Annotated in this window: 13 protein-coding genes and 1 tRNA gene; 6 read left to right on the top strand and 8 right to left on the bottom strand. The window is 40.6% G+C overall.

The window, feature by feature from the left end; all coding sequences use genetic code 11:
- Positions 1–276: 276 nt before the first annotated feature.
- The 4 genes from B4U84_RS05835 to B4U84_RS05850 all read right to left on the bottom strand — a co-directional run bounded on the left by B4U84_RS05835 (position 277) and on the right by B4U84_RS05850 (position 3,996).
- Positions 277–2,307 carry a lasso peptide isopeptide bond-forming cyclase gene (locus B4U84_RS05835; RefSeq protein WP_131116070.1) on the bottom strand — a complete coding sequence of 677 codons (2,031 nt, stop codon included), beginning with the start codon at positions 2,305–2,307 and terminating at the stop codon, positions 277–279.
- A complete protein-coding gene (locus B4U84_RS05840; RefSeq protein ID WP_017309288.1) occupies positions 2,304–2,735 on the bottom strand; it encodes a lasso peptide biosynthesis B2 protein in 432 nt (143 codons plus the stop codon). Before B4U84_RS05840 ends, B4U84_RS05835 begins: the two co-directional genes overlap by 4 nt.
- Positions 2,719–3,033 carry a lasso peptide biosynthesis PqqD family chaperone gene (locus tag B4U84_RS05845; protein WP_017309287.1) on the bottom strand — a complete coding sequence of 105 codons (315 nt, stop codon included), beginning with the start codon at positions 3,031–3,033 and terminating at the stop codon, positions 2,719–2,721. The genes B4U84_RS05840 and B4U84_RS05845 overlap by 17 nt, the downstream gene beginning before the upstream one ends.
- A gap of 636 nt (positions 3,034–3,669) precedes the next feature.
- A complete protein-coding gene (locus B4U84_RS05850; protein ID WP_017309286.1) occupies positions 3,670–3,996 on the bottom strand; it encodes a hypothetical protein in 327 nt (108 codons plus the stop codon).
- 545 nt (positions 3,997–4,541) lie between these two features.
- On the opposite strand from B4U84_RS05850, the gene B4U84_RS05855 reads away from it, so the two are divergent.
- A tRNA-Gln gene (locus B4U84_RS05855) sits at positions 4,542–4,613 on the top strand.
- A gap of 577 nt (positions 4,614–5,190) precedes the next feature.
- Positions 5,191–7,401 (top strand): GumC family protein, encoded by a 2,211-nt coding sequence (locus B4U84_RS05860; RefSeq protein ID WP_131116072.1) that lies wholly within the window; start codon positions 5,191–5,193, stop codon positions 7,399–7,401.
- 95 nt (positions 7,402–7,496) lie between these two features.
- Here B4U84_RS05860 and B4U84_RS05865 read toward each other — a convergent pair whose 3' ends face one another.
- The 3 genes from B4U84_RS05865 to B4U84_RS05875 all read right to left on the bottom strand — a co-directional run bounded on the left by B4U84_RS05865 (position 7,497) and on the right by B4U84_RS05875 (position 9,929).
- Positions 7,497–7,976: a hypothetical protein gene (locus tag B4U84_RS05865; RefSeq protein ID WP_131116074.1), complete on the bottom strand. Its 480-nt coding sequence runs from the start codon at positions 7,974–7,976 to the stop codon at positions 7,497–7,499.
- A gap of 228 nt (positions 7,977–8,204) precedes the next feature.
- Positions 8,205–9,350 carry a non-hydrolyzing UDP-N-acetylglucosamine 2-epimerase gene (wecB, locus tag B4U84_RS05870; protein ID WP_131116075.1) on the bottom strand — a complete coding sequence of 382 codons (1,146 nt, stop codon included), beginning with the start codon at positions 9,348–9,350 and terminating at the stop codon, positions 8,205–8,207.
- A gap of 204 nt (positions 9,351–9,554) precedes the next feature.
- Positions 9,555–9,929 carry a hypothetical protein gene (locus tag B4U84_RS05875; RefSeq protein ID WP_026081769.1) on the bottom strand — a complete coding sequence of 125 codons (375 nt, stop codon included), beginning with the start codon at positions 9,927–9,929 and terminating at the stop codon, positions 9,555–9,557.
- A 645-nt stretch (positions 9,930–10,574) separates the two neighbouring features.
- On the opposite strand from B4U84_RS05875, the gene B4U84_RS05880 reads away from it, so the two are divergent.
- From B4U84_RS05880 to B4U84_RS05890, 3 genes are all read left to right on the top strand, one after another.
- On the top strand, positions 10,575–11,837 hold the full coding sequence (locus B4U84_RS05880) for a type IV pilus twitching motility protein PilT (protein WP_131116077.1): 1,263 nt from the start codon (positions 10,575–10,577) through the stop codon (positions 11,835–11,837).
- A 109-nt stretch (positions 11,838–11,946) separates the two neighbouring features.
- Positions 11,947–12,702, top strand: a complete 756-nt coding sequence (locus tag B4U84_RS05885; protein ID WP_131116079.1) for a circadian clock KaiB family protein — start codon at positions 11,947–11,949, stop codon at positions 12,700–12,702.
- 61 nt (positions 12,703–12,763) lie between these two features.
- Positions 12,764–13,348: a Uma2 family endonuclease gene (locus B4U84_RS05890; RefSeq protein ID WP_131116081.1), complete on the top strand. Its 585-nt coding sequence runs from the start codon at positions 12,764–12,766 to the stop codon at positions 13,346–13,348.
- A 48-nt stretch (positions 13,349–13,396) separates the two neighbouring features.
- Here B4U84_RS05890 and B4U84_RS05895 read toward each other — a convergent pair whose 3' ends face one another.
- The gene (locus tag B4U84_RS05895; protein WP_131116083.1) at positions 13,397–14,776 is read right to left on the bottom strand and encodes a lysophospholipid acyltransferase family protein; all 1,380 of its coding nucleotides are present in this window, start codon (positions 14,774–14,776) and stop codon (positions 13,397–13,399) included.
- Between the two features lie 189 nt (positions 14,777–14,965).
- On the opposite strand from B4U84_RS05895, the gene B4U84_RS05900 reads away from it, so the two are divergent.
- Entirely contained in the window at positions 14,966–16,831 is a 1,866-nt protein-coding gene (locus B4U84_RS05900; protein WP_131116085.1) for a proline--tRNA ligase, read from the top strand.
- Positions 16,832–16,876: the final 45 nt, after the last annotated feature.

Genomic DNA, 16,876 nt, shown 5'->3' on the forward strand with positions numbered 1-16,876 from the left:
ACCTGAATACACGCATTCAGCGTACCATTGCCTTTAGTTGGCTCTGTGCCTGGATGCCCGAAAAACAAGTCTTGGAATCCGAACTCTCCACTGGCTGCTGTCAGCTTGCTGACTGTACCGTGGCTATTGAGTTTTGGTGCTTGATAGCTCTTGTTCATTTTCAAACTCCTTGTTGTTTGTTGAAACTCTGAGCATTGTCACTAAGCTATAGTAACGGCTTCTCAATTTTAACATATATCATATATTTAGTAAAAAAAATTAATATTTTACAAATAATTACGGTCTGTATAATTTGGTATAGTGCAATCCTAGTGCTAACATTGCTCCCATCCAAGCTGATAGTAAATCTTGCGGAGAGTTAACTTCGCTCTTTGATATCAATCGCTCATAGACAGTACGTAAAAATTTTGTGTTTGCATAAGTTTCGATACTCTGCAAGTGGTTAACCATCGTCTGATCCAGAACTTGTCGATCTAATGTCAGTAGACCGTATTCAAAACTAGGAGACATATCAGATTTGTCACGCCGCCACTGCACCTTCTCAGGTAAAATATTCTTCATGGCGCGACGCATTACTAAGCGAGACCATCCTTTGTGCAACTTTTGTTCAGCAGGTAGGGATAGACAAAACTCCAGCAAACGTTTATCCATAAAGGGGTGACGAACTTCCAAGCCAAACGCCGCTGCATAGTGATCGGATATTTCTAGCGCTTGTGTCAAAATGCCAGAAGTCAAATCGCGACAATGACCTTCTCTTTCTGTGAGCGGTTGACTAGCACGGGGGTTTTCAAAAGTTTGGATACGCTTTTCTAAGCCGATGCGCTTGGCAAAGTCAGGATTAATGATCGCATTAGCTTTATTCTCAGGTTGATTATGTCCGCGTAGAAAGTGCCAAACCTTTAGCACGAACTGGGGAAGCAAAGGTTTTAAGCCGTGGCGCAGAAAAATCTGTCGGCGGGAAATATTAAAGTATTGCAGTATTTGATTGGTTTCTCTGACAAAAGTAACCCATTTCCATCGGCGTGCGAGTTGCTCTAGGCATGTTAAACCATAGTAGCGCAAGATACTTAGAGGTGAAGCACCGACAAGTTTCTGAAGAGCCTCAGCTTCAACAGCGAAGGTCGCCCACTGTCCTTGATTCGCTAGTTCAGCAAAATAATCATTGCCGTGCGATATGGTGTTATCGCCATCAAAGCCATCTAAGACAACTCGGACACCAAATTTTTGAGCAGCATCGTTTAACTTCCAAGCCAAGAAATGTGTAGGTGCGGAAATGACTTCATCCTGATAGCGGAAAATTTCCTCTAAGTTTGACACTGGACCCATTTCATCAGCATGGACATAGTGGGGAATCATGTCTCCTTGGGCAATCACAGTCTCAATAAAAGAGCGCTCGTCACTTTCACTAACAACATCAAAGATATTTGAGAAGGTGTGCAATGAGCGGTTTTTTCCTTCTTGTATTAGCAACTGTCGTGCCATACAAGTAATAGAAGAAGAGTCCAATCCACCACTGAGATGAGAACCCACGGTAAAAGCACTCCGCAGCCGACACCGCACTGCTTCCGCAAAGATTTCCCGCAATGCTTCGGCATACTCTTCATCAGAATTCAGCCGTAGTTCCCGTTTGGGGTCAAGGGTCCAGTAAGACTGTATTTGTATACCTTTGGCATTCACCGTTAGCCTACTTGCTGGAGGAAGGCGAAAGATACCTTGGTAAAAGGTGTTGGATTTATCTTGCAAGTTTGCTGCTAGATAGTCGCCTACCTTCACCTCATTTAGTTGGCGTGGTATCTCTTGCAAGCATAATAAAGCTTTAATTTCAGAGCCAAAAGCAAAAGTTCGACCTGTTTGAAAGTGATAGTAGAAGGGCTTAACACCCATGTGATCTCTAGCACAGAATAGTGTTTGCTTTTGTTTATCCCAAATTGCAAAGGCAAAATCACCTAAAAGATGCTCTGGACATTGCTCACCCCATTTTTCATAAGCAATTAATATTAACTGGCTATCCGTAATTTTCTCTGATGTATAGTGATTTAATTGCAACTTACTTATAAGTTCATCGCGGTTATCTATACGAGCATCTGATGTAATCATCAAATCGCCTGTAGAGTTAGCTAAAGGTAACTTTTCTAATAAAGATTCAGGAGTAGTCCACAGCATTCGATGTCCGAAACCGATCGCCTTATCTATCCAAATATCTGCACCATCGGGTCCCCGGTGTGCCAGGGTTTCCACCATCATTCCCAGGTTTTCCCGGTCAACAGGGCGATCGTCTAGGTAATATATGCCCATGATGCCACTCATAATTTGAGTCCTTCAAGAGATGGTAGTGGCATAAAGCGGGAAAGGTCTCCTAGATAACCCATGACAATTAGTCCTTCATGTTCTATCCAAGCGTGAGCTTCTAAAATTCCTTTTTCTCCTTTAGCAACACCGATCCGAAGTTCGCAAGAGTGGCCGTTGCGATTCATCAGTACCTGGGTTGTCAAAGCACGAGCCAGACATTTTACACCAGGTATATAGCGGCTAACTGTCTTTACAGCCCACGAAATCTTGCCGACGGACACTTGCTGTGTAACTTGCGAACCACTGATCCTTGGTAACAGTTTTAAGAGGGTGCGAAACGGTAGTAACCACAGCCCCAGGCGCATAGCTGCTAGTAAAATTAAAGTCATGATTAATAAGTGGCGATCGCCTGCATCAAACTTCAAAAATTTAAACAGTAGCCTCATTTTGAATATTTATTAGTTCCGCTGCTAGAAGATCTTCAAGCAATGCAAGCAAATCGCGATCGCACTGTTCAACTTCGACCTCGTATTCTGCTAATATCGCCGCCTTAATATCTTTCACAGTTTTGGGTGTCTGAATTAAATTCCAAATCCGTGATCCTACCTCGTTCAAACCGTGATACATACCAGATTTCACATTCAGAATCACGGCTTCACCTCCCAAATCAGAGGAAATTTGCTCAACAGATGCCACAACGATTGAATTTTCTGAAATTTTTCGCTCTAACGCTTTCAAGTTCATCTTATCTGGTTTTCCTTTGGCTGTATTTTGTGAATGCAATTGCGCCTGTTAAAACAGCACTATTAATTTTCAGATTCGAGTTCTCCGTATATTTGGGTACAAAAGGCAAAACTTGCTCAAAACTTTACCTAACCAACCATAGTCTGAACTCTAGTTCTATATACCGCCCCCAAACACACGCATATGTTTCCCATTGATATCCATTCAAAACAAAGATACAGTTATGGGTAACTGATTTTTCTATATTTAAGTAAATTTTTTACCTTGAAACTATGAACGGGCTTTTACTTTCACTCTCAACCCTGGTATAAATTTGTGATATTTTACCGTAAAAGTGCGTTCTTAAATGATACAGTGGTAGATATTTGGTAAATTAACAACCCTGAATGCGGAAGATGCTTACGTATTTTTCTCATACCATAATATACATCATAGCCGTTATGTACTTATAGTTCATCAAAAAAACATAATTAGGTTAATCTTGAGTAAAGTTTTACCAAATAAAAATCCACCAAATTATTGGAAGTGTTTGCTAATCGTGAATTTATGCACGGATCACAGAAAAACAAACCACAGAGACGCAGAGTACACAGAGGAATGAGAGTTTGAGAGGTTTTTCGCGTAAGTCCTATCAAATTAAAAATTTTCAACCATACCTTGACTCAGTAAAGCTATCCACATGTCTGATGGTTCTGAGTAGTAATCAATTTCCTCGACTTGATATCGATAAAGGCGACTATCATTTTCTAAAATAATCCAGTCGCCACACTTAACGCCTTTACACTGGGCTGTCATATAACCTTTTTTCAAACCCTCTATAGGCTCAAATACATAGTCCCGCCCACAAATAAATTCTCGAAAGTCATATACTTTATGCTTTTGGAACGTCGGTGTAGTGAAGATAAATTGCATGACGAAGTCATAAATAACACTAAGGCTCATCCCTGACCGACTAAAAGGCATAATTGTGTGATTTATAAATAAAATTTATCTGCAATTTTAATCTTGTTCACAGAGTAAACATTCAACTGACAACTAGTACTTTGCCAAACTAAGTTTGGAAGGTTCGTAGTCAGCGATTTATCGCTCAAATCAGCGCTTTAGGGCTGACTACAAAATAGGGACAATTTGGTGAACAACTAGTTTCAAGCCATAGACAATCAAAAACCTTCGATTTTAGCTTGATGTTTCTAGTTTTTCCCTTGGAAATGACACTGGAACTTGCCAAAATTGCTGGATGCACACATTTAGATTGCAGCCAGATTTAAATAATGTCAATTGTAATTCCACTGGCACAAATCAAGGCATTGTTCTAATGTTGGTGATAAAGATTTTTGATGTGTGAATTTTTAATTGTTTTGTCTTCCCTCCCTTTTGTCCCCGAACGCCAATGCGTCTTTGTTTGGAGAATCTCCAATACCCAATTCTCACTCCTCAAAAATTTTGGATGAAACTACTTGACACAACCATGGCTAAAACTGCTATATTGTTAAACAGCGAAAACGCGATGGGGCGTAGCCAAGCGGTAAGGCAGCGGGTTTTGGTCCCGCCATCCCTAGGTTCGAATCCTAGCGCCCCAGTTAGTATAAGGAATAAATTTATTATAGCCGTTAGGTGGTTACAGACTATTGGCTATGATATGGCTTTGGTTTTGACCAACTTCAGGTGAGCGATCGCAATCCTGTGTAGTATAAAAAATTTATAATAACAACAGTACATCTTGATTGAAGATCTAGATAAAACTGCCAATATGTCTCACGTAATGTTACTGTTTATGTATAGCAATACTTCTCGGTTAAAGGGAAAAAGACAAAAATTGCTCTTATCCATTGGTTTTTAATATTTTTTATATTGACAAAAAAATCAGATGTGCTTATCCAATAAATATTGGTACATCTAGTGCATCGCTCCATATTGACGGGCATTTTTCATAATTGAGACAGGGTGACAACAAATTCAAAATAAGGAATTCAGTATTTAGAATCACCTCACTATTAAAGTTGGGGACACCGAAACAGAAAAAATTTTGTTGATGATCTAGATAATCTATCTATATGATCATGATCAAACTACGGGCTTTTATTTTTGACTTTATTAATTCTGAATTCTGAATTCCCGATTATTTCTGTGAGGAATGTAGTTAAATTTACTAAAACAATGCTGAAATCAGAAAAATATCATCACCCTTTGTTAACAGCCAATTCTGCTCAATTAAATGATGCTGATGAAGGCGGATTGAATTTAGGTCAAGTAGGAGCTGCTCTTCGTCGGCGAGCCTTGTTAATAGCTGGTGCTACTAGCTTAGTAGCAACCGCAGGGGTATTAAAAGCAGAAACAGATCCACCAATATACCAAGGCAGTTTTGAAATTTTAACCAAGCCTGTGACTGGTGAGAGTAAAGCTATAGCTAATGTTCCTCAAACGATAGGAGATATCGCAGCTCCAGAGACAAGTGAGCAAACCAAGACAACAATCGCAGTTCTACAAAGTCGTGGAGTGCTAGAACCTGTCATCAAAAAGCTTCAAACTAAGTACCCAGAAATTGAATACGACTATGTAATTAGCAACTTAGTGATTGAGCTTAAAGAGCAAAACATTTTAGAAGTTCAATACATCGATCCAGATCAGCAGCTAGTGACTGATTTGTTAAACACGATTAAGAATGCTTATCTGGAGTACAGTTTAGCAGAACGCCGTAAAGACGTTGAGCAGGCAATTCAATTTGTAGAAAAACAAAGAAAGCCATTAGAACAACGAGTCCAAGATTGGCAAGAAAGACTGCGAACCATTAGACAAAAGAATAATTTAGTTGAGCCAGCACAAAAAGCGCAGGAAGTCTCTAGTCATGTTGCCACACTCACACAGCAGCAACTAGATAATCGTGTGATGCTAGAACAAATGCGATCTCAGTTTCAGGGTTTGCAAAAAGAATTGTCACAACAACCAGGTGCATCAGCAAGTAATTCCTTGCTCAGTGATAACCCCCGCTATCAAAAAATTCTTGATCAACTTCAGCAAACGAATCAAAAAATTGCTGAAAGAGGATCTATCTTTACTGAAGAAGAAGAAGGAATGGTGCGCCTTTCCCAACAGAGAGACAGTATGATTTCAATGTTGGAAGGAGAAAGAGCGCGGGTAAACAGAGATTTTCAAAGCCGCATCCGGGAGTTGGAAGCACGTGATGTCGCTATTACTGAAAAAATAGATAATCTCAATGGCTATTTGCGAGCTTTAGCAGCAGTTAGTCGCGATTACGATAATATTCAGCGAGAATTAAAAATTGCCACCGAAGGCTTAAGCCAATTTTCAGCCAAGCAACAAGCATTACAAATCGAGTACGCTCAAAGATTACAACCTTGGAGATTACTAGATCCTCAATTGACAAAAGTGGGTGAACCTGACGCCATCTCAGATAGTGCGAAGAGAAATCTACTATTAGGAGGAATGTTAGGTTTACTGATGGGGGTAGGAGCTGCTTTAGTTGTTGATAAACTCAGCAATGTTTTCTACACATCTAAAGAACTCAAAGAAACCATCGGACTTCCATTGTTGGGAGTTGTTCCTTTAAGAAAAGAAATAGCTCTTTCCACAAATACAAGTAATACTTCTGGTGGCTTACAACTAGCAAGTCGCGCTTCATTCTTTGAAGTATTTCGCTCTCTTTACACCAATATTCTGCTTTTAGGTTCTGATACACCAATTCGTTCACTAGTAATCAGTTCCGCAGGCCAAGGAGATGGTAAATCAACAGTTGCTGTCCATTTAGCCTTAGCAGCAGCAGCAATGGGACACCGAGTTTTGCTTGTGGATGCAAATTTACGTTCTCCCAACCTACACCAACGGGTAGGGTTAATGAATATTCAGGGATTGACCGACGTTATTTCTTCAGACTTAGACTGGAGTAACGTGATTGAGCGATCGCCGATTGAAGACAATCTCTACGTCCTTTCTGCTGGCCCTATTCCCCCAGACTCGATCAGGTTACTCGCGTCTCAGAAAATGCAGGACTTGATGCAAGATCTACATAGTAGTTTTGATTTAGTTATTTATGACACACCTCCTCTAGTTGGATTTGCTGATGCGACTTTATTGGCAGCTAACACCAACGGTATGGTATTAGTTGCTGGTTTAGGTAAGTTGAAGCGTACTGTCTTCCAACAAGCACTAGAAGAACTACAAATATCCGGCACACCCATCTTAGGGTTGGTAGCCAACAAATCAAGAGACACCGCACCTGCTTCCTATACCTACTATCAGCAATATTACAAACAGAGCATGAGCGTAGAACGTGTCGGTGACGACGATGACACAGACGACAGAAATAACTCAGCGCCGACCTCTTCTTCTGTAAGAAAAATCAGGGGATAGTAGTTTGTAGTTTGTTGTTTGTTGTTTGTAGTAAGGACTTTAGTCCTCAAGAAAAGACTAAAGTCCTTACTACGAACTCACGTTAATTTTACTTATCACTTATCCGGCGATTTTAAAGCACGATCTAATATTTGCCGCGCCTCTTCTGCTTTGGCTTTTGCTTCCTGATAACGTAGATTCGCCTGAGCAAAAGTTTTGAGAATTTTAAACCCTTCCTTGAGGCGAGTAATTTCCTCTTCTGTTACAGAATTATCTGAGAAGAGGATATCAATCTGTTTACGAATTTCTAATGCTTCGGCGCGTGACTCTTGGACTTTCAGCTTCAATGTAGCTAGGTTACTGAGAATCTGAACAGCTTGAGTAATTTCGTCCTCACTGTTTTTAGTATCTATTGGTACTTCTTTAACCTCTATCAATTGTTTAGCACTAAATCCATCTTCGAGTTCTGTAGGTAAATTACCTTCATCCATGAGTTGCATCAGTTGATCCATTGCTTTCTCACGGGCTTTGGCTGAATCTTTACCAGGTACAGTGAGGATAATGTCTGGGCTTTGAGCGAGAGTGTACTGAACCATATTTATGCAAGAAGCTTGCTACTGCTTTGAAAGCCGATCAATTGTAACATAAAGGAAGCACTATTTTGGGGATTGGGGATCGGGGATCGGGGATTGGATTTTGGATTTTGGATTTTAGATTGAAATCCAAAATCCAAAATAGTTGGACTGAGCGCTCACGACGAAGTCTAATATCTAAAATTGATTGTCCCCCTTTGTCTCCCAATCCCCGATCCCCTATCCNATCCCCTATCCCCGATCCCCTATCCCCAATCCCCGATCCCCTATCCCCAAATAATTCTGGACTATCTGCAAAATTCGTTCTGCTGCATGACCATCTCCAAAAGGATTGATTGCATTTGCCATTGTTGCATAAGCATCTTGATTACTCAGTAATTCTACGGCGTTAGCAACTATAATCTCTGATTTAGTGCCGACAAGTTTAGCTGTTCCAGCAGTAGCAGCTTCTGGTCTTTCTGTAGTTTCTCGCAGAACCAAAACTGGTTTACCTAAACTAGGTGCTTCTTCTTGTAAACCACCAGAGTCAGTCAAAAGAAGGTGCGATCGCATAATCGCCCCTACCAGTTCACCATAGTCTAAAGGTTCTGTTAAAAAAATCCGAGGGTGATTGCCCAAACTTGCCTGTAATGGTTCTCGTACCGTAGGATTACGGTGTAATGGTAATAACAAGGCTGTGTCGGGAAACTTATCTAGTATCTGTAAAAATCCTTGGGTGATTCCTTGGAGTGGTTCTCCCCAATTCTCCCGGCGATGCACAGTCGCTAGTAAAACACGATATTTATCCCATTCCAAACCAGGTACATTACAAGCAGGTTCCTTTGCAGCTACATTTAACAGCGCATCAATCACCGTATTCCCAGTCAGGTAAACTTGACCCAAAACACCAGAATTTTTTAAGTTTTCCACAGCTAAAGGTGTTGGCGCAAAGTGCAATTGAGTTAGTTGTGAAATCAATCTTCTATTAGCTTCTTCTGGAAAAGGATTAAATAAGTCATCTGTTCTTAACCCAGCTTCTACATGACCGACAGGAATTTTTTGGTAAAAGGCTGCCAATGTTGCTGCAAATGCTGTGGTAGTATCTCCTTGCACCAAAATTAAATCTGGTTTATTTTCTTGAAATAATTCTTCTAATCCTCGCAAACTGCGGCAAGTTATATCAGTTAAAGACTGTTGTCGTTGCATAATTTCCAAGTCACAATCTGCTGTGAGGTTGAAAAGCTGCATAACTTGTTCAACCATTTCGCGATGCTGTCCAGTCAAAATCACTTGCGTTTCAAAACCTGGAAAGTCTTGGAAAATTTGAATTACCGGAGCTAGTTTAATTGCTTCTGGACGAGTACCTAAAATAATGTAAACGAGTTTGTTATTAGTCATTGGTCATTCGTCGTTAGTCATTAGACGCGATAAATCGCGTCTGTACAATAGTCAATGGTCAATGGTCAATTGTCAATTGTCAATAATTGTGAAGTTCAAGTTATGGTCAATAACTATAAATTACAAATTACAAATTATAAAAACGCATGAAAAAACCCGGTAAAACCGGGCAGGATGCACTGTTTGTCGAATTTAGCAATTAGGTTATAGTTTGATGTCACAAGTAAGTGGGCAAGCAGCATAGACGGTCTTCTGCATTTGTTCTGTTTCTCCATGCAACCAGCTCAACCACTTCACTTCTTTGGGATGAATACCCTTAGCAGTCAGCACACTTGCACCGATGACAACAGACAAAATATTAAACAGAATTAAACCACCTGCCACAACTAAAACGGCACTAACAGGCATCACAGATTGCAGAACAATAGATAATAGACATCCGACCGTAGCCATGAAAACAACCAAAGGAAAACCGACAACCAGCAAGCATACTGCCAATGTGAAAGACCATATCAAAAAGCTTTTAACCATTAACAAAGAATCTGTCTTGCTGAAATTAGCTGTTTGTGAGAGAGCCATAAGTGTATCTCCTAAATACGCAAATCTGTTTGGAATTCAGAAGTCTTTCGTTGATATTGAAAAACAAAGGGATCAACAATTAGTGAAGTTCAGTATATAAAAACTAGTTGAGAAGATGAGCATTTAGTTAATAAAATTAACAGTTATATTTTTTTTATTATGGACAAAGGTAGATATTGATATTTTTGCTAAAAACTCATTTTTGCCATCTATCCTCAGACAGATAAGATATAAACGACTAACTTAATTAGGTTTGTGTAAAAAATTCTCTTCTAGTATTCTTAATATTTCTTATCATAATCCAAAATGATTCTCATAATTTTGAGATATCGATTTGTCTTATCCGAACCGTATTGGAGTACTACGTACTGCACCTAAATTGAAAACTATCAAAAATTATGTAGCAAAATTTATTGTTTATCAGTAATATTACTAAGCTTGTTTCATGTAGATATTATGTTAAACATGTAATCGTCAATAAAAATAAATATTGTTAAGTTAAATAAAGTCAAAAATAATACAGTAAAAAATATTAATGAAATTGACCTTAATTCAATTTCGGTGACAAATCAACACTCAGCGATCGCACACACACAGCAAATTACCTCAGACTAGAAACCTGGGGCTAATCAATTGTAAAGATATATGTCAGAATCACAAAATCCATTCAATTCGGCTCCAACTCCAGTCCGTGGTGTTCCTCCGCTTCCGCCCCCACCACCCACAATCAGTACACAGCGCCAGTCTACACAAACTTTGAAAACACCAGTTGACAAAAGTCCTAGTGTTCAGCAGGCAACACCACCAGTATCTCATCTCAATGTTGCAAGTATCAAAAGTAATGGTTTACACCCAACTTTAAATCAATTAGTACGGGAAGCTTATGATCATGGCATATCTGATATTCACTTGGGTGTAGGCGAACCGCCCCGCTTCCGTAACCGTGGAGAAATCCAAACGACAGATTATCCAGAAACGGATAAAGAGACTTTTGTGAACTGGATGCGAGAAGTCTTGACGCAAGCAGAAATTCAACGGTTTGAAGAATACCTAGAATTCGATGGTGCAACTCAATATGAATTTGCCCGTGTGCGGATCAATATCTTTGATTCTCTCAAAGGTTATGCCATGGTCATGCGTTTAATTCCACTCAAAATCCTAACCATTGACCAATTACGCTTACCCCCAGTTTTTAGGGATATTTGCCACTACCACAAAGGCTTGATTCTAGTCACAGGCCCAACTGGTTCTGGTAAATCTACTACGATGGCAGCGATGATTGACTACATTAACAAAGAGATGCCCAAACATATCATCACCATCGAAGACCCAATTGAATTTGTTCACAGAAGTCAAAAGTCTCTAATCAAACAACGGGAAGTGGGAATGCACACCCGAAAATTTGACAACGCCTTAAAAGCTGCTTTGCGGGAAGACCCAGACTTGATTTTAGTTGGGGAAATGCGAGACAAAGAAACCGTGAATACAGCCCTAAAAGCCGCTCAAACTGGTCACTTAGTTATGGGAACCCTGCATACTAACAGCGCTGTGAAAACGATTGAACGTATCCTCAATCTGTACTCAGGCGATGAGCAAGATGCTATGCGAGTGGCGATTTCCGAATCTTTAGTAGCAGTGATTGCTCAAGGTTTGTGTCGTACAACAGATGGTAAGCGTGCTGCCTTTCACGATATTCTAATAAACACAGAAGCCGTTAAAGACTGGATCAAAGATGGTAAATACGATGAAATTACTGAATTGATGAAACAGGCCGGTTTTGACGGCATGATTACTATGAACCAGTCTCTGTTTAACCTCTATCAAGAAGGTCGCATCACCGAAGAAACAGCCTTGGAGATGTCGCCGACTCCCAACGAAATGGCCCAGATGCTTCGAGGTCGAGTCTAAAAATTAGGGATTGGGGATTGGGGATTAGGGGCTGGGAATTAGAAAATCAAAAAATCATTTTGAACTAGCTTCTAGCCTTTAGCCTCTAACCCCTAACCTTTTAAAAACCTTGACTTCAGATAGACTCATCCTACCCCAGTTATTCAAAGGCATTGCGCTATTTACACCCGCAGGAGATTTGATTTATTGTATCGACCCCGGTAAACAAGGTCGATGGCATTTACACTTGTGTGCAACTTTACAAGAGATCCTAGATTTACCAGAACCGCCTCATTTTTTAGTTCCTTGCTACACAGCAACTATTGATCATTGGTTAGATCCACGTACACAAAAGATACGTACTTTTGCTGAAGCTTATCCAGCCGTGATGCGACATCAAGCAGTACTGAATGCCATTTTTGGCACAGGGGATATTGTATGGCAAAGCGCACCTTGGCAAGAAGGATTGTGCGATCGCATGGTATTACATAGTTACCGCTCTTCATTCCCCCAACTTTGGGAAGATCATGACCTAATTGTACGTCTAGAGCCTTTTGAAACAGTACCATACTACCAAGAAACAACAACACTACAAATACAACCAAACGCCCAAGGTTATGTCCTACGTCTATTTGTTGCTGGACACAGCCCCGGTATCGAACGTACTCTTGAGAGTCTCCACGATCTATTAGAACAATACCTTAGTCAACCTTATACTTTGAAAGTTATTGATGTTGTTAGCCATCCCGAACAAGCAGAAACAAATCAAGTCACAGCAACCCCTACCCTGGTAAAAGTTTGGCCCCTCCCCATTCGCCGCATTGTGGGCGACTTGGATAATGTAGATAAAATTTTGCAGATGTTGGGTGCAAAAGAGCAAACTTAAAAAGTCAATGGTCAATGGTTAACGGTTAACATACAGGTAGACCTGCACTATCTTAAATTTTATGACTACAGTCTTAACCAAACGCTTTACTATAACTGAATACGATCATTTAGCAGAACTCGGATTTTTCAGTGAGGATGACCGAGTTGAGCTAATTAGGGGAGAAATCATTCCGATGGTATCCAAAGGTAAACCGCATTCTGTCTGTGAAACACTCTTATTGAGGGAATTCATCAAGCTGTTACAAGACCGTGCTTTAGTACGAGGGCAAGAACCTGTTACTATTTCTGATTACAGTGAACCCGAACCAGATATTACGATAGTTAGCAATGTTGATGATAACTATCTTTCTGCTCACCCAAGTTCAGCGGATATTTTACTTTTAATTGAAATAGCCGATTCCTCTTTAAAATATGACCAAGAAGTTAAACTACCACTTTATGCAGAAGCGAAAATTTCTGATTATTGGATATTTAATTTAGTAGAAAATCACTTAGAGTGCTATAGTGAACCATTACATGATTTCCAAGGTAAATTTGGTTATCGCAAAAAGGTAATTTACTTGTCGAATGAATTGGTTAATCTACCATGTTTTCCTGATTTAGTTCTGGATTTATCTAAGGTTTTTCCACAAAAGATGCAGTAGAAATAAAGAAATCAGAAATCAGAAGAAGTGCGATCGCCACAATCACGGCTATTTCACAATCAAATCTTCCATTGCTTGCTGTAAATCTTTGGTAAAATCTGCAACTGCTTGTCTTGCACCTTGACGGCTTGCCTTATACACTAGATACCGTTCAGAAATCGATACCGGTTCACCCACAGTTATTTTTGCTCTTTGTTGACCCAAAAGCGGACGCTGGAAAGGATTACCGCCTCTAATTTTAGTAACAACATCCCATATTAATAATGTTGTTTCAGCAAAACGTTCGGCGGTGGGTTTTTCCTGTACATAATTACCTGTAACCGCAACCAAATTTTCGACTAAACGCATGTGCCACATCCGCAAATTCGCTTCTTCGGCAATGCGATCGCCTAAATCTCTTTCTAAAGATGACAATGATTTAACATCTTTATAGTCTTCCCTGAAAATATAATTCCAACCTGCCTGTTCGACTCGGCGACAACGGTCATTAAAATTTCCTTTGGACTGCAAATCAAAATACTGTTCTGCTACTTGTAAAACTATATTTAAAAGTGTATTTAAACGAGCAGCTATTATTTGATTTATATCTTGGGATGGCGTTGAGATTTCTGGTAATTTTTGATGATAAAAGCGTGTATAAAAATTCTCCATGAAACTTAGTAAACGTTCTGCTAAACGTAACAAACGAGGATAGAGGGAGTCAGGGAGTGGGGAGGTATGATTATGGGGAGGTAAACCACAGTAAGCTTCTAATTGAGTTAACAAATTGGCGATCGCATTCCAAGGATCTGTAACATAACTATATTGAATTGCGATTGGCACAATCAAAACCTGTTCATTTCGTCCAGCTTTTTGCAAGTCTTCCGCGCACCAAAAACCCATTTGAGCAATTCCGGGTTCGAGGGGATTAACAATCTCTGAAAGTCCATTAGTAGCACCTTCTGGTGCAGCAGCCATAGGGAAGCGTCCATTAGCAAACAAATCTCGTGCTGAACGCAAACCTGTCCAGTCTGCTTTACCCCGTTGAATGGGTGTTGCACCTAAACGAGAAGCAATCCAGCCAACTTGATTCCCAGCCCATAAAGTAATACCGCGATCGTAGATAAAATGAGCATGGGTTGGATGCTGTAGCGGTATTCCCTGCTGTCGTGCTACCCTTGGCACGAGTCGGGAAAGCAAGTAGCCCAAGCAAAGTGGATCTGTCGTTTGAGGATGGCGAAATGCAATCAAAAAACGAATCTTTCTCTCTTGAAACTGACGATAGAGATTTACCAAAACCTCTACGTTACTTGCTTCAACTTGGCTAATTGCTGTTTTCCAGCGTAAGTAACTGGGTAAACCTAGCTGAATCACTCGTAAAACAGAGGGATTGAATGCTGGCGGAATAAATTCTAGAGGTGGCTGTGCTTGATTAATGACATCAGGCAAGGTAATGTTCTCCGATGATAGCGATATAAAGTGTGAATTATGAAGTATGAAGCGCGAAATATAAAAATTAAATTTTTTATCTTTTATCTTTTTTCATTCTTTAGACTTCAGACTTCTTTGAGCCTGCTTTTCATTTATACTTCAAACTTCTGTAGTTAGATATTAGCAACACCGAAAAAGGGACAAACGATGCGACTGTCAAAAATGTTATTCGTTACACTGCGGGACGATCCAGCAGATGCTGAAATCCCCAGTCATAAATTACTACTCCGCGCAGGTTATATTCGTCGCATCGGTAGTGGTGTTTTCGCCTATCTCCCACTGATGTGGCGGGTATTACAAAAAGTTTCCCAGATTGTCCGGGAAGAAATGAACGCCACCGGCGCCCAAGAATGTCTCTTACCGCAATTACAACCTTCAGAGCTATGGCGTGAATCTGGCAGATGGGATACTTATACTAAAGCTGAGGGTATCATGTTCGCCCTCACTGATCGCCGCGAACAAGAATTAGCATTAGGGCCGACTCACGAGGAAGTGATCACGACTATAGCCCGTGATATGATTCGCTCTTACCGACAACTACCCCTGCACCTGTATCAAATCCAAACTAAGTTTCGTGATGAAATTCGTCCCCGTTTTGGTTTGATGCGCGGACGAGAATTCATTATGAAAGACGGCTATTCTTTCCATGTGGATGAAGAAAGCCTCAAAGAAACTTACCAGGATATGTATCAAGCCTACAGTAATATGTTGCGGCGCTCTGGTTTGGCTTTTCGTCCCGTGGAAGCGGATTCTGGGGCGATTGGTGGTTCTGGTTCCACAGAATTTATGGTATTAGCTGAAGCTGGTGAAGATGAAGTCCTTTACACTGAAGATGGTAAGTACGCCGCCAATGTCGAAAAAGCTGTTTCTTTACCTGCGGAGGCGGAACCCTCTAGCTTTACCAGTTATGAAAAACGGGAAACTCCGGGAACCGAAACAATCGAGAAAGTTTGTAATTTTCTCAAATGTTCTCCCACCCAAGTTGTGAAAAATGTTCTGTACGAAGCAGTTTATGATAATAGCACAACAGTATTAGTATTGGTGAGTATCCGGGGTGATCAAGAAGTTAACGAAGTTAAGTTACAAAACGAGTTAACAAAATTAGCTTCCCAATATGGTGGAAACGCAGTTCTCAAGTTAGCAGTACCCGACGCAGACGCTCAGAAAAAATGGGCAACGAAAACTTTGCCTTTGGGTTATATTGCACCTGATATTGCTGATGATTACATTCAACCCCTCCCCAACCCTCCCCGTCAACAGCTAGGGAGCCAACTTTCCCCCGTCAACGGGGAGACTGAGGGGGGTTTAGTACATCCAAAGTTTTTGCGTTTGGTAGATCAAACCGCCGTTGATTTAAAAAACTTTGTTACAGGTGCAAATGAATCTGGTTATCACGTAGTTGGAGCAAATTGGCAAGAGCAATTTAAGTTACCTAGTATAATAGTAGATATACGTAAGTCAAGACCAGGCGATCGCGCCATGCACAATCCCGAACAAACTTTAAAAAGCGCTCGTGGGATTGAAGTCGGGCATATTTTTCAACTGGGTTCAAAATATTCCCAAGCAATGGGAGCGACTTATACCAACGAACAGGGAGAAGAAAAACCTCTGGTGATGGGTTGTTATGGTGTGGGAGTATCACGACTGGCACAAGCAGCAGTAGAGCAATCTTACGATAAAGACGGGATTATTTGGCCTGTGGCGATCGCACCTTATCATGCCATTGTCACGATTCCCAATATTAACGACGCTCAACAAGTAGAAATCGCCGAAAAAGTTTATACAGAACTCAATCAAGCCGGAATTGAAACTTTACTCGATGACCGCAACGAACGAGCAGGAGTAAAATTCAAAGATGCAGATTTGATCGGTATACCTTACAGAATAGTCACAGGACGAGCGATCGCCAACGGCAAAGTCGAAGTAGTCGAAAGAAAAAGCCGCAATTCTCACGAAATCCCCATCACTGAAATTGTATCTACTCTTAAAGGGTGGATAGTGGATAGGGGATAGGGCATTGGGCATTGGGCATTGGGCATTGGGCATTGGGCATTGGGC

It is taken from the genome of Westiellopsis prolifica IICB1 (assembly GCF_004323185.1).
GTDB lineage: Bacteria > Cyanobacteriota > Cyanobacteriia > Cyanobacteriales > Nostocaceae > Pelatocladus > Pelatocladus prolificus_A.

What these genes read in the sequence shown, in the direction of transcription:
- B4U84_RS05865 (WP_131116074.1), bottom strand. Translation starts at nt 7,976, where the DNA reads ATGGTTCAGTACACTCTCGCTCAAAGCCCAGACATTATCCTCACTGTA.
- B4U84_RS05860 (WP_131116072.1), top strand. Translation starts at nt 5,191, where the DNA reads ATGCTGAAATCAGAAAAATATCATCACCCTTTGTTAACAGCCAATTCT.
- B4U84_RS05835 (WP_131116070.1), bottom strand. Translation starts at nt 2,307, where the DNA reads ATGAGTGGCATCATGGGCATATATTACCTAGACGATCGCCCTGTTGAC.
- B4U84_RS05900 (WP_131116085.1), top strand. Translation starts at nt 14,966, where the DNA reads ATGCGACTGTCAAAAATGTTATTCGTTACACTGCGGGACGATCCAGCA.
- B4U84_RS05850 (WP_017309286.1), bottom strand. Translation starts at nt 3,996, where the DNA reads ATGCCTTTTAGTCGGTCAGGGATGAGCCTTAGTGTTATTTATGACTTC.
- B4U84_RS05840 (WP_017309288.1), bottom strand. Translation starts at nt 2,735, where the DNA reads ATGAGGCTACTGTTTAAATTTTTGAAGTTTGATGCAGGCGATCGCCAC.
- wecB (WP_131116075.1), bottom strand. Translation starts at nt 9,350, where the DNA reads ATGACTAATAACAAACTCGTTTACATTATTTTAGGTACTCGTCCAGAA.
- B4U84_RS05845 (WP_017309287.1), bottom strand. Translation starts at nt 3,033, where the DNA reads ATGAACTTGAAAGCGTTAGAGCGAAAAATTTCAGAAAATTCAATCGTT.
- B4U84_RS05890 (WP_131116081.1), top strand. Translation starts at nt 12,764, where the DNA reads ATGACTACAGTCTTAACCAAACGCTTTACTATAACTGAATACGATCAT.
- B4U84_RS05875 (WP_026081769.1), bottom strand. Translation starts at nt 9,929, where the DNA reads ATGGCTCTCTCACAAACAGCTAATTTCAGCAAGACAGATTCTTTGTTA.
- B4U84_RS05880 (WP_131116077.1), top strand. Translation starts at nt 10,575, where the DNA reads ATGTCAGAATCACAAAATCCATTCAATTCGGCTCCAACTCCAGTCCGT.